This is a genomic window from Massilia sp. Dwa41.01b (genome assembly GCF_014171775.1).
Lineage (GTDB): Bacteria > Pseudomonadota > Gammaproteobacteria > Burkholderiales > Burkholderiaceae_D > Telluria.
In genome coordinates this window covers 2,304,549-2,316,764 of the sequence record NZ_CP050454.1, presented here as the reverse complement: position 1 = coordinate 2,316,764, position 12,216 = coordinate 2,304,549, and the positions used below count along the sequence as shown (strand labels likewise).

The 12,216-nt window shown below is 68.6% G+C and carries 10 protein-coding genes and 1 pseudogene; 7 read left to right on the top strand and 4 right to left on the bottom strand.

Features of this window, described 5'->3' with window-relative positions; all coding sequences use genetic code 11:
- Positions 1-203 precede the first annotated feature (203 nt).
- Positions 204-713, top strand: coding sequence for a hypothetical protein (locus tag G4G28_RS10570; RefSeq protein WP_183108342.1), 510 nt, complete (start codon positions 204-206; stop codon positions 711-713).
- 357 nt (positions 714-1,070) lie between these two features.
- Here the strand turns inward: G4G28_RS10570 and G4G28_RS10565 are convergent, their stop codons facing one another.
- Positions 1,071-1,427 carry a hypothetical protein gene (locus tag G4G28_RS10565; RefSeq protein ID WP_183108341.1) on the bottom strand — a complete coding sequence of 119 codons (357 nt, stop codon included), beginning with the start codon at positions 1,425-1,427 and terminating at the stop codon, positions 1,071-1,073.
- 229 nt (positions 1,428-1,656) lie between these two features.
- On the opposite strand from G4G28_RS10565, the gene G4G28_RS10560 reads away from it, so the two are divergent.
- From G4G28_RS10560 to G4G28_RS10545, 4 genes are all read left to right on the top strand, one after another.
- Positions 1,657-2,511, top strand: a complete 855-nt coding sequence (locus G4G28_RS10560) for an endonuclease/exonuclease/phosphatase family protein (RefSeq protein ID WP_183108340.1) — start codon at positions 1,657-1,659, stop codon at positions 2,509-2,511.
- Between the two features lie 96 nt (positions 2,512-2,607).
- Complete coding sequence (locus G4G28_RS10555; protein ID WP_182988233.1) at positions 2,608-3,045, top strand: thioesterase family protein; 438 nt, start codon at positions 2,608-2,610, stop codon at positions 3,043-3,045.
- Between the two features lie 317 nt (positions 3,046-3,362).
- Positions 3,363-4,568 carry a right-handed parallel beta-helix repeat-containing protein gene (locus G4G28_RS10550; protein ID WP_182988232.1) on the top strand — a complete coding sequence of 402 codons (1,206 nt, stop codon included), beginning with the start codon at positions 3,363-3,365 and terminating at the stop codon, positions 4,566-4,568.
- A 556-nt stretch (positions 4,569-5,124) separates the two neighbouring features.
- On the top strand, positions 5,125-5,757 hold the full coding sequence (locus tag G4G28_RS10545; protein WP_182988231.1) for a 1-acyl-sn-glycerol-3-phosphate acyltransferase: 633 nt from the start codon (positions 5,125-5,127) through the stop codon (positions 5,755-5,757).
- Positions 5,758-5,822: 65 nt separating this feature from the next.
- Here the strand turns inward: G4G28_RS10545 and G4G28_RS10540 are convergent, their stop codons facing one another.
- From G4G28_RS10540 to G4G28_RS10530, 3 genes and pseudogenes are all read right to left on the bottom strand, one after another.
- Positions 5,823-6,368 (bottom strand): GNAT family N-acetyltransferase, encoded by a 546-nt coding sequence (locus tag G4G28_RS10540; RefSeq protein ID WP_182988230.1) that lies wholly within the window; start codon positions 6,366-6,368, stop codon positions 5,823-5,825.
- 445 nt (positions 6,369-6,813) lie between these two features.
- A pseudogene (locus tag G4G28_RS10535) lies at positions 6,814-8,462 on the bottom strand (SulP family inorganic anion transporter).
- A gap of 81 nt (positions 8,463-8,543) precedes the next feature.
- Positions 8,544-9,500, bottom strand: a complete 957-nt coding sequence (locus tag G4G28_RS10530) for a GGDEF domain-containing protein (RefSeq protein WP_183108339.1) — start codon at positions 9,498-9,500, stop codon at positions 8,544-8,546.
- A 663-nt stretch (positions 9,501-10,163) separates the two neighbouring features.
- Here G4G28_RS10530 and G4G28_RS10525 point away from each other — a divergent pair.
- Both G4G28_RS10525 and G4G28_RS10520 read left to right on the top strand, forming a co-directional pair.
- Complete coding sequence (locus G4G28_RS10525; RefSeq protein WP_182988229.1) at positions 10,164-11,129, top strand: SDR family oxidoreductase; 966 nt, start codon at positions 10,164-10,166, stop codon at positions 11,127-11,129.
- 20 nt (positions 11,130-11,149) lie between these two features.
- Positions 11,150-12,214: a Ku protein gene (locus G4G28_RS10520; protein WP_183108338.1), complete on the top strand. Its 1,065-nt coding sequence runs from the start codon at positions 11,150-11,152 to the stop codon at positions 12,212-12,214.
- Positions 12,215-12,216: the final 2 nt, after the last annotated feature.

Here is a 12,216-nt window from a genome sequence, read left to right as displayed (position 1 = left end):
CGGGTTGCACCTGTTGCTGGTGCTGGCCTGGCTGGCTATGGGGGGCGGGTCGCCCAGCCCTTCGTCCGGCCGCGCGCGAGCCGGCCTCGACTTTCCTCTTGCTCGCTCCCGTGGACGCACCGCGCGCCGCGGCTGTGCGCACGCCTCAGCGCGCGCCCCAGCAGGGTCCATCCCGGCAGACCGACGCCGCGCGGACCGAGCCGGTGTTTGTCCCGCCGCCAGCCGACCTGCCGGAGCAGGCCGACGCTGCCGCAGCGCCGGGCATGGAGACCGCACAGGCGAATGCCGCCGCCAGCGACACGGCCGTCACGCTCGACCTAGGCGGACCAACGGCAAACACGTCCGACAGCACAGCCCCCTCCGCGTCAACGCTATCGACACGCTTGCCGGGCGACCTGCTCGCCAGCTCGCGGCGCATGGCCGGCCGCATCGACCGCGAGCTGCGCAAGGGCGGCAGCCCCATCACCGCCGAGCCCGACCGTAAATGGCAGCGCTTTGCCGAGGCCGTCGCGGGCGCTCATGCCGAACCCGGCGGCGCCGTCACGCTTGCCAGGTACACCGCGCCGGATGGCGTGACGATCTACCGCAAGACCGTCGGCAGCCGCGTGCGCTGCTATCGTAGCGGCAGCGTCGGCGGCCTGGGGCCGGCGGACGGCCGCTCCGCAGGGGTCATGGCGGACTGCCCTGTCGGCGTCAGCTGGACCAGGCTGTGAGAAGCCGGTCCGGCGTCGGCCGGGCCTGCTCACCAGGAGCCCTTGCAAGGTCAGCTGGGCTTGTCCATGACGAGCCCTCGCCGCGCCAGCTGGGCTTGTCTGTTACGAGCCCTCGCGGCGTCGGCTGGGCCCGCCACCACGGGACTGGGCAGTGCTGCCCGGGCCCCGGCCACCGCCAACCCGAACACCGCCAGCTGAACTCGACCACCACGAAACCGGGCAGCGCCAGCTGGGCGCGTCCATCAACCAGCACGCCTGCGCGCCCGCGCGGACTGACGCGCACCTGCCCCTCGGCTCACACAGCGCCGGCTGACCGCCAGGCGCGCTGCAGGCGAGACCGGTCGCTCCAGTGCACGCTTAGCGCGTGCGCGGCAGCGCGCCGCCCCCGCGCACGCCACCGGTCGCCGCCTCGCACAGCTCGGACATGCGCCGCCACGCACCACTGGCACCGCAGTCGCGCGGCACCTGTCCCTGCAACAGCTTGCCGATATCCTGGGCAGCCAGTTCATCGACGCGTACCTCGCGGTTGATCGGCAGGCACTGGGCATCGTGCCATGCGGCCGCGTAGCCGCGCGGTGTCGGCAGGGGACCGCGCGAGCGCACGGCGGCCGCTTCGCATTCCGCGCGCGTACCGTACACGCCGCGCAGGCTGCTGCCGGCAAGCGTGACCTCGGTTTGCTGTTGCAGGTACAGCAGCAGAACAATCGTAAACACCCGGCCCTCCCTTCCGGCACAGCGCGCCTTGCATTGCTCATGGACTTCCTGGCATTCCTTCCCGCCCTGCGTCACGCGTCAGGCGTTACCACTCGGGCGCGTCCGTTTTGCCTTTTGCACGTTCGTTTGATCCTCCCGCCGTCGCAACGGTTCGGTGCGCACGGCTGAGCGAAATCAGATCCGGACGTCGCGCGCGGCCTAGACTTGGACCATATCAAGGAGGACCAACATGCCCAAGCTCATCACCTGGAATATCCAGTCCGCCCGCACTCCGGAAGGCGGCGCCGACGTCGGCCAGGTCCCCGCTGCGCTCGACCGCTTCTCCGATTTCGACATACTCTGCCTGCAGGAAGTGGCCAGCGGATTTCCCGCCCGCGACGGCAGCCCCGGCGGCGACCAGTTTGCCGAACTGACTGCACGCTTTCCTGGTTATACGCCCATGGCCTGCGTCGCCGTCGATACGCTGGCGCCCGACGGCAGCCGCCAACGCCTGGGCAGCATGGTGTTCTCGCGCTATCCCGTCCTGCAGGTACTGCGCCATTCGCTGCCCTGGCCAAGCGACCCCGGCGTGATGAGCATGCCGCGCTGCGCACTCGAGCTCACGCTGCAGACGCCGCGCGGCCTGTTGCGCGTGCTGTCCTGCCACCTCGAGTATTTTTCGCCGCTCCAGCGCATGGCCCAGGTCGCGCAACTTCGCACGCTGCAGCGCGAAGCCGTATTGCACGCCCTGCACCCGCGCCCGGGCAAGGGGGATGCCGGCGCATTCGCGGCGACGGCGCGGCCGGTCCCGGCCGTGTTCGCAGGCGACTTCAACATGCTGCCCGACTCGAGCGAGCATGCCCTGCTGCTGGCGCCCTTTACCGATGGCACACCCGCCCTGCGCGATGCCTGGCACCTGGTCCATCCCGGCCGCGCCCATGCGCCCACGGTCGGGCTGCGCGACAGCAATCCGGGCGCCGGCACGCCCTTCACCTTCGACTTCGCTTTCGTGAGCAGCGACCTGGCGCCGCGGGTGCGGCGCATGGCAGTGGACGAGGCCCGCACCGGCTCGGACCACCAGGGCTTGCTGCTCGAATTCGACTGAGGGCGGGCGTCATGCGTTCCCAGCCGCTAGAATGGCGGGCCTGCCTGTCCTCGCGTCCGACCGCGGGGCCGGCAGTCCGACACGAAAGGAAAGCACTTGGACTGGGATTATCCGCAACCGTTTACGCTCGCCCTGGCGCCGCAGTCCGGCGACATCGATGGCCTGAATCACACCAACAACGCGGTCTACGTGCGCTGGTGCGAACAGGCCGGCTGGGCCCATTCCGAAGCGCTGGGACTGTCCATTGCCGACTATCGGCGCCTCGACCGGGCCATGGCGATCCGGCGCGGCGAATACGACTACCTGCTGCCGACCGTGCTCGGCGAGGCCCTGACCCTGGCCACCTGGCTGGTGGGCGGCGACGGCAAGCTGTCGATGGAGCGCCGCTTCCAGCTGGTGCGCGACAGCGACGGCGCCACGGTCCTGCGTGGACGCTGGGAACTGGTCTGCATCGACATCAGTGGCGGCCGCCCGCGCCGCATGCCGCCCGAATTTATCGAGGCATACATGCCGCGAGTGGTGCCCGCAGCCTGAACGCGGGCGGGGAGCTGCACGCGGCTGCCCGTGGCCCTGCCGGAGTACCGTGCCCCTGCGGCGCAGTGCTGCCTGCCCTGCGTTTGCGCGGGCGCGCCGCACGGGCATGGCGTCCCCGCCTGCGGCCGGCTCGGCCGCGCCCTGCCGCATCGGGCGCCGCCCGGGGCTCGGCCTCGCGGCGACGCCGCCCCCGCGTTGCATGCATGGGGTCGGGTACCACATCTTGCGTGCGCTCAAAGGCAAACTTGAGGAAACCGGGCCGGGAGACGTGCCTGCCGGGCGACACTTGGGCGGTGTCCGCCGTCCACGAGAACGCCATGCCACGTCCAGCCCCCCGCTCCACGCCCTCTTCCCGCGCCCATGGCAATCCCGCCAATGCCTGGCACGCGGTCCTGTTTTGCGCGCTCCTGCTCGGACTCGACGGCTGCCGTCTGCGCGACGGCTCGTCCGAGCAGCTGGTGGTCCCGGAAGTCGTGCGCACCAACCTGTACGTCGCCCCCAACGGATCGGACGCCAACCCCGGCACCCAGGCCGAGCCCTTCCGCACCATTGGCCGCGCGGCCCAGGTAGTGACCGCGGGCACGACTGTCTACGTGGCACCCGGCCAGTACACGGGGGGCTTTCGCACCAATACCAGCGGCAGCATGGAAGCGCGCATCATCTTCCAGTCGTCCGAGCGCTGGGGAGCGAAGATCGTGCCGCCGCTCGATTCGCGCACCACCAGTGCCTGGGACAACCGCGGCAGCTATGTCGACATCGTCGGCTTCGAGATCGACGGCAACCAGTACCAGAGCGGCAGCAAGTGGCTCAGCGGCATCTACAACGGCGGCTCGCACAACAGCATCCGCGACAACCACGTGCACCATGTCGGCCTCGACGTGCCCTGCGAGAGTGCCGGCGGCTCCGGCATCGGCGTGGACAGCTACTACAAGGGCAAGCACGCAGACGTCATCGGCAACAACGTGCACGACATCGGGCCGCTCGAGTGCCGCTTCCACCACGGTATCTACGTCAGCACCCAGGCGCGCATCCGCAACAACCTGGTCTATCGGGTCTCGGGCGCCGGCATCCACCTGTGGCATGACGCCCAGCGCGTCGAAATCACCGGCAACACGGTGTCCACCTCGGGCTCGGGCATCGTCGTGGGCGGCGGCGACTTCTATTACGCGAAAGGGCCGAACGACCACACGCTCGTTGCCAACAACATCGTCTTCGACAACAAGCATGGCATCCTCGAACAGGGCGTCACGGGCGATAACAACCAGTACCGCCACAACCTGGTGTTCCAGAACGCGGTGGCCGACTGGCGCCTGCCGCCAGGGCGCGAGCACGTCGGCACCATCGCGGCCGAACCCGCCTTCGTCGAGTACAGCCGCACCGGAACGCCCGACTTCCGCCTCAGCGCGCGCTCGCCCGCAATCGGCAAGGGCATCTCCCTCGACCAGCCTGGCCAGGCCCTTTTGGGCAAGGCGCATGGCAAGACCGGGGGCGTGGACATCGGCGCTTTCCAGCACCAGAACTAGCCAACGGGCGCCACAGGCGCAGGTCCTTCGGCGATGACAGGAATGGGCGGTCCAGCAGGATTGGATGTGCCAGCACGGCATCGATCGACGCGTCGTCGACGACATTCCGGCCGCCCAGTCCCAGCCCGCCAGTCAGGCTTTCCCTGCTTCGCACCGCCTCGCGCAGGCGCATCCCCCGCGATCGCCAGCATGCATCCCTTTTCCTCGCGCGCCGGCACTGCCGCCACCTGGCCGGCCACGCGCGAAGCGCGACTTGCGGCGCGAATAGCGACTTGCGGCGCCGAACGCATCGCGTGCCTTGCGCGGAATACTGCAGCGCAGCCTATGATGGATGGCGATATCCATCGTGTATCCGGCTGAAAAGGGATGGCAAGCTTGAAACAGGAAGCGGGACGACACGGTCCCGCTCCACGCAAGACCCGTTTTTTTGCTTGTCGCCCTCCCTTCTCCGCTATAGAATCCTCCGCTTCGTTTTCCACAAGGTAAGAAAATTTTCTTGTGCAGAAGATAACCGATCGACCAGATGGCGGCTAGACAAGGGGCCGACGGAGAAAACATGAGTGATTACCAGCTGCATCCCGCGGCATTGCCCACCTGGAGCCAGCGCGCCGCGCTGCGCATGCTGACGCTGCTTGGCTGGAAAATGCGCTTCCGGCCCCTGCCTGGTCCGCACGGCATCGCTGTCGTGTACCCGCACACCTCGAACTGGGACTTTTTGATCGGCCTGCTCGGCAAATGGGCGCTGGACTTGCCATTTCGCTGGCTGGCCAAGGATTCGCTATTCCGCGGCCCCACGGGCCCCTTGATGCGCTACTGGGGAGGCATCGCGGTCGACCGCCGCGCACCGATGGGCGCAACGCGCAAGCTGGCCGAGCAGATGCTGGCGGAGAAATGGTGCTGGGTCGGGATCACGCCGGAAGGCACGCGCGGCTATCGCCCACACTGGAAGAGCGGCTTCTACCACCTTGCAAGCGCAGCGAACGTGCCGCTGATGCTGGTCTACCTCGACTATCGCAAGAAGGAACTGTGCCTGATCGATCACCTGCGCCTCACGGGCGACCAGGATGCCGACATGGCCGCGATCGCCGCCGTCTACAAGGACGTCACGGCGCTGTACCCGGGCAACGCGGCACCGATCCAGCTCGCGCCGCCCCATACGGGCCCGGAACGCCGCAAGAGCAGTTCCTGAGAGGCCGGCCAGGTCCGGCGGGCTGCAAGGGCAGCGCGTTCGCCGGTGCACGGCGCACTGTCTTCTCACCCCTGCAGCGATCCCTGGCGCTCGCGCACGAACAGGGTCTTGTAATAGATGGCGGTGGCACGCCAGGCGCCTGCCGGGGTCGCACAGTATTCGGGCAGTTCGCCCACCTTCGTGTAACCCATCCGTCCATACAGCGCTTCGGCGCCCGAACCTGCTTCGGTATCGAGATACAGCAGGCCGCGGCGCAAGGCCAGCGCCTGCACTTCCACTGCCTCCATCAGCGCCGTTGCCACCCCGCCCCGGCGCGCGCCGCTGTGCACCAGCAGTTTCTGCACCTCGGCCCGGTTGCTGCCGTTCGGCTTGGTGCACAGGTCGAGCTGGACCGTGCCAACCAGCACATGGTCGCGCCAGCCCACCAGCAGGATGCGGCCGCCCGCCGCCACGGCCTCGCGCACCTCGCGCCAATATGCGTCTGCCAGTGTGTCGCTCAGCGGCGTGACGAAGCCGACCGAGGCCCCATGGGCGACCGCATCCTGCAACAGCCCGCGCAACTGCAGCGCATGGGTCGCCACGGCCGTGGCATCGAGCATTCGAATCTGCATGTCATTCTCCTTTGCTTCAAGCGCAGCAGGAATCGTGCCAGTTTTTCCGGCCGCACGCAGCCGGTTCGCGGGCTGACCATGCACCGATGTGGTGCATCTCAAGAAGCATGCACCGAAATGGAATCACCTGCCAGTGCCACCGCCTGACACCCGCCACTCGACCGGCAGCTGGCCGAAGCGGGCAGGCAAGGCGCGAGCAGGATTGCAGCCTACCGGCGAACAGCCAGCATGTGCCGCCAACCCGGCCATCATCAGAGATAATGTCAGAAAATTATCAACATGGTGTGGAGAGGCGGATACCGATGACATCCGGTCATGACGAGGACTGGTACGAAGCGGAGCGCTGCCCTTCAGGCGCCGGCCTCCGCACGCCGCTCATCCATCATCCGGCTTCCTCGACTTCCCCCTAGTTCCAGCCGAATCCGATGCTTGCCTGGCCGCGCCCTCAGCCGCCCTCGCCCGACAATGCGTCCCAGGCCATCGCCGTGCTCAGGAACAGCTCGCCGCTGAGCGCCCCCAGCAGCGCGCTGTGCCGCAACCGGTCCATCACCGGCCCCTTTACCTCGGCCAGGTGCAGCGCGACGCCGCGCGTGCCCAGCATGGTGTTCAGTTCGTCGAGCGCGAACAGCGCCGAGGTGTCGATGGCATTCACGGCCGACAGCACCAGCACCAGGTGGCGCGTGCCGGGATGGGCGGCCAGTTCGTCCTCGATACGTTCGTTCACGGCCTCGACATTGCCGAAGAACAGGCCCGCATCCACCCTCAGCAACAGCAAGCCGGGCGTGGTGTCGGCGGCGTAGCGCTCGATGTTGCGAAAGTGCTCGGTGCCGGGAATGCGGCCGAGCACGGCAATGTGGGGCCGGCTGGCGCGCCAGATCAGGGCGCCCATCGACAGCGCTACCCGATCACGACGCCGGCTTCCACGCCCAGCAGCAGCACGCCGGCGGCAGTGGCCAGCAGGGCGGCGGCGTCGGCGCGGTCGTAGCGCCAGGCGGTGCGCAGTGTACCGGTGTCGAGCATGCCGAGCACGGCGACGATGATCGTCGCGGCCAGCGTCGGCAGCGGCAACGACGCGAGCCAGCCGGTGGGGCCCACCAGGGCGAGGGCCAGCAAGCCGGCCGTGATCAGGCTGGCCAGCTGGGTGTTGGCGCCGGCGGCGAAATTCACCGCCGAGCGCGAGATGCTGCCGGTGACAGGAAACCCGCCGCTGAGCGCGCTGCCCAGGTTGGCTGCGCCCAGGCCGAGCAGTTCGTAGTTGCTGTGCAATTTTTCGGCGCGTTTCAGCGCCAGCGCCTGGGCGCCCGACATGCTGATGAGGAAGACCATGAAGCCGATCAGCAGCGCCGGCTGCAAGAGCGGCTGCCAGTGCTCGCGCGATACGCCAAGGTTCAGCACGGGCAGCCCGCCCGGCACCGCGCCGACCGTTTTCACGCCGAGCGCGTCCAGCCCCAGCAGCGGTACCAGCGCGGTCGCACCCAGCACCACGGCCATCGGCACGAGTTTCACCCCGATGTCCGCGCCACTGGCCGGCACCCCGCAGCGGCGGAGAAGCGGCGCGAGATGGCTGCGTGCCAGCAGCAGCACCGCCAGCGAACCGAGGCCGAGCAGCCAGCTCGCCGGCCGCGCCCCTGCCAGGGACGACAGCGGTGCGCCCAGCAGTACCGGCAATTGGCCGAGCGCGATCACGATGGCCGAACCGATGGTGAAACCGCTCATCACCGGGCGCGAGAAAAAATTGGCGATGAAACCGATGCGCAGCAGGCCGCAGGCCAGCAGAACCACACCGGAAAGCAGGGCCAGCTGCGCGGCCAGCATGCCGTACAAGGGGGTGCCGGGGGCCGCTAGCGGCGCCAGGCTCGACGCCGTCATCAGCGAGATGATGGCCATCGGGCCGACCGACTGTGTATTGCTGCTGCCAAAGATCGCGTACAGGACGGGCGGGAGGATGCTGGCATAGATGCCCGCCACGGGGGGCAAGCCGGCGACGAGCGCATAGGCCATGCCCTGCGGGATCATCATCATCGCCACCACCACGCCGGCGCTGATATCGCCGGGCAGCAGCGCGCGCCGGTAGTGCCTCAACCAGTGCAGCATTGCTCGTCCGTTTCAAAAGCGCAAGGGTAACACGGGGCCGGGCTTACCCTCGGCAGCGCCCCATCCGGCGCGCCACGTACGCTATTGCAGTGCCAGTTCGACGCCGTTGCGACCCGCCCGCTTGGCGCGTGCCAGGGCGGCGTTGACCCGTACGGCAAGCGAGTCGGCGCTCTCCTGTTCGCCCAGCGCCGCCACGCCCAGGCTGACAGTGACGCCGTCGACGCCGGGGATGACGGTAGCGGCAATCGCGCCGCGCAGCTTCTCGGCCACCTTCAGGCCATCGGCAGCGCTCGCGTGCGGCGCGATGACGATGAATTCCTCGTCGCCGGCACGCACCAGGATGTCGCTGCCGCGCAGCATCTTCTGCGTCGCCTCGGCCACGGCGCGCAGGGCCAGGTCGCCGACCGGGTGGCCGAAACGGGCGTTGACCTCGCTGAAGCGGTCGATGTCGAAGGCGATCACCGCCAGCGGCAGGCCGTAGCGGCGCGCGCGCTTGACCTCGGCCTCCAGTAGCGATTCCCCATGGCGGCGGTTGGCCACGCCGGTGAGCGCGTCGATCGTCGACAGCTGGGCGATGCGCGCCAGCATGCCGGCGCGCTCGCCCTGCAAGTCCGCCAGGCGCAGCCCGATGCCGGCGAGCTCCGCCAGTTCCAGCAAGAGCGCGAATTCCTCGTGCGTGAAGGGCGGCGCCGCCTTGAACGACAGGCAGAGCGCACCGCGCGGTTCGCCCGCGCTACTGCCGGGAACCGGAAGTGCCAGCACGCAGTCGACGCCGTGCGCGCGCAGGGCCGCGGCCATGGACGGATCGCCTGCCTTCGCCACAACATCGAGCAGCACGACCGCGTCGGCGGCGGCCGCCACCAGGCCGGGAAAGACGGCACGTAGCGGCGACCCCAGCAGGCGCTCGCCGCGGCCGAGCACACGCGCCAGGTCCAGTGCGGGTTCGCCGCGCTGGGCGCCCAGGCGCAGTTCGCCGCCGGGCTCGCGCTCGAACAGGCCGGCATGGACCACGCCCGGCCATGCGCCCGGGCCGCGCACAGGCGCTCGCCGAGTGTCGCGGGGTCCTGCTCCGGCGCGAGTGCCGCTCGCACCAGCGCGCGCAGCGCCGCCAGTTGCGGGGACAGCCCGGGTGCCGCGGGCGCGCGGCCGGCCAGGCAGGCGGCAAGCGCTACTGGTACTTCTGCCGGCGCCAGCGGCGTGATCGCATAGCCGATCGGGCCGGCAGCCATCAGGAGCGGCAGCCAGCGCGCATTGGCAAACGGACACAGGACAAAAGCAGGTGCACCGGCGCGCGCCGCCACCAGGCCGGCAAGCGCCTCGCGGTCGAGCAGCGGATCGAAGCCCTCGAGGTCGATCACGAGCAGGTCGACCCGTTCGCTTGCCAGCCGCGCGCGCACTGCCGCGGCGTCGCCGGCCGACAGCAGGCGCGCGAACCCGCCCGCGCAGGCAGCCTCCAGCTCGGCGCGACGCTCTTCGGTTTGGCTGAGCAGCAAGCCGATGGCAGCCTGGTCGGACATGTTTTCTCCTTGATACGCATTTGCATGCGGGGCAGTGGCAATTTTGACATAAACCCGCAGCATCCGGGGCGGAAGGCGGCCGGGAGCGGCGAAGTGCCGCGCTGTGTGTGGAACCGCACCGTCGCGCGCCGGCGGGCGGCCGATACTGGCGCGGTCCCGACACGAGTAGAGGAAAGGAAGTGCGATGGCAAACCAGGACGATGTAGCGAACCACCAGAAGGCGATCCAGAACCGCCAGGACCAGCTTGACGCCAGCGCCGGCCAGCAGGAAGGCGAGAAGCCGGTGCAGATCGGCGCCCAGCAGCCGGTGCCGCCGATGCCTTCCCAGCACCTGGCCAAACCCGGACTGGAAGCGCAGATGGAGGTCAAGCCGCGCTTCATGGCCGAAAGCTACAAGGGCAGCGGCAAGCTGGAAGGCCAGGTCGCGATCGTCACCGGCGGCGACTCCGGCATCGGCCGCGCCGTGGCGGTGCTGTTCGCGCGCGAAGGCGCCGACGTCGCCATCCTCTACCTGAACGAACACGAGGACGCGGCCGAAACCCAGCGCTGCGTCGAAGCCGAAGGCCGCCGCTGCGTGACGATTGCCGGCGACGTCAAGGACATGCAGTTCTGCCAGCAGGCGGTCGACGCGGTGGTGGCCGAATGGGGGCGGCTGGACGTGCTGGTCAATAACGCCGCCTTCCAGATGCACGCCAGTTCGCTCGCGGACATCACCGAAGAACGCTTCGACGAGACCTTCCGCACGAACATCTACGGCTACTTCCACATGGCCAAGGCTGCCCTGCCCTACATGAAGCGCGGCGCGGCGATCGTCAACACCGGCTCGGTCACCGGCATCAAGGGCTCGAAGATGCTGCTCGACTATTCGTCGACGAAGGGCGCGATTCACGCCTTCACGATGTCGCTGGCGGCCAACCTGCTGGACAAGGGCATCCGCGTCAACTGCGTGGCGCCCGGCCCGGTCTGGACCCCGCTCAACCCGGCCGACCAGTCGCCGGACAAGATCGTCCATTTCGGCGAGAGCACCACCTATGGCCGCGCCGCCCAGCCGGAGGAACTGTCGCCGGCCTACGTGTTCCTGGCCTCGAACGCCTGCTCGAGCTACATTACGGGCATCGTGCTGCCGGTCACCGGCAGCGTCGGCGAATAAGAATAGTACGAGGAGAACCCATGGCACGCAGCATGTGGAAAGGCGCCATCAGCTTCGGGCTGGTGCATATTCCGGTAGAGATGTACCCGGCGGTGAGCGACAAGGGGCTCGACCTGCACATGCTGGATCGCCGCGACTTTTCGCCCATCGGGTTCAAGCGCTACAACAAGAACACGAATGCGGAAGTGTCCTGGGACGACATCATCAAGGGCTACGAATACGCGGACGGCGAATACGTGGTGCTCTCCGACGAGGACCTGCGCCGCGCCAATCCGGAAGCGACCCAGACCATCGACATCCTCGCCTTCGTCGACGCGGAGGATGTTCCGCTCCTCTACTACGACCAGCCCTACTACCTCGCGCCCGGCAAGGGCGGCGACAAGGTATATGCGCTGCTGCGCGACGTGCTCAAGCGCGTCGGCAAGATCGGCATCGCCCACGTCGTCATCCGCGTCAAGCAGCACCTCGCGGCCCTGGTCTGCGTGGGCGACACCATCGTCATGAACACGCTGCGCTATGCCGACGAGATCCGCGACCCGGGCGAACTGAAGATCCCGACGAAGGACACGAAGAATGCGGCCGTCACCGACAAGGAACTCAAGATGGCGATGGCCCTCGTGCAGGGCATGGCCGAGGATTGGGAGCCGGAGCAGTACCACGACACCTACCGCGAGGACGTGCTGGCCATGATCGAGAAGAAGATCAAGGCCAGGCAGACCAAGACCATCACCATGCCCGATCCGGAAGAAAGGCCGGCCAGGGCGACCAATGTCATCGACCTGGTCTCGCTGCTGCAGGCCAGCCTCGGCAAGAAGCCGGGAAAAGCGGCGGCGACCGACGACGAGGACGACGACGAGCCGCCACCGCCGAAGCGCGCGCCGAAGCCTGCCGCGCGCAAAGGCGATGACGACGCACCGGCCCCGGGCAAACGCAAGGCTGCTACCCACGCGGAGGAAGAGGAAGCGGTAGCCGCACGCGCCAGGCCGGCCGCGAAGAAGCCGGTTGCCAGGAAAGCGGCGGCGAAAAAGCCTGCCGCGAAGGCCGTCGCCGAGAAGGCACCGGCACGGCGCAGGAAGGCGGCCTGAGG

What these genes read in the sequence shown, in the direction of transcription:
- G4G28_RS10560 (WP_183108340.1), top strand. Translation starts at nt 1,657, where the DNA reads ATGCCCAAGCTCATCACCTGGAATATCCAGTCCGCCCGCACTCCGGAA.
- G4G28_RS10525 (WP_182988229.1), top strand. Translation starts at nt 10,164, where the DNA reads ATGGCAAACCAGGACGATGTAGCGAACCACCAGAAGGCGATCCAGAAC.
- G4G28_RS10550 (WP_182988232.1), top strand. Translation starts at nt 3,363, where the DNA reads ATGCCACGTCCAGCCCCCCGCTCCACGCCCTCTTCCCGCGCCCATGGC.
- G4G28_RS10540 (WP_182988230.1), bottom strand. Translation starts at nt 6,368, where the DNA reads ATGCAGATTCGAATGCTCGATGCCACGGCCGTGGCGACCCATGCGCTG.
- G4G28_RS10545 (WP_182988231.1), top strand. Translation starts at nt 5,125, where the DNA reads ATGAGTGATTACCAGCTGCATCCCGCGGCATTGCCCACCTGGAGCCAG.
- G4G28_RS10520 (WP_183108338.1), top strand. Translation starts at nt 11,150, where the DNA reads ATGGCACGCAGCATGTGGAAAGGCGCCATCAGCTTCGGGCTGGTGCAT.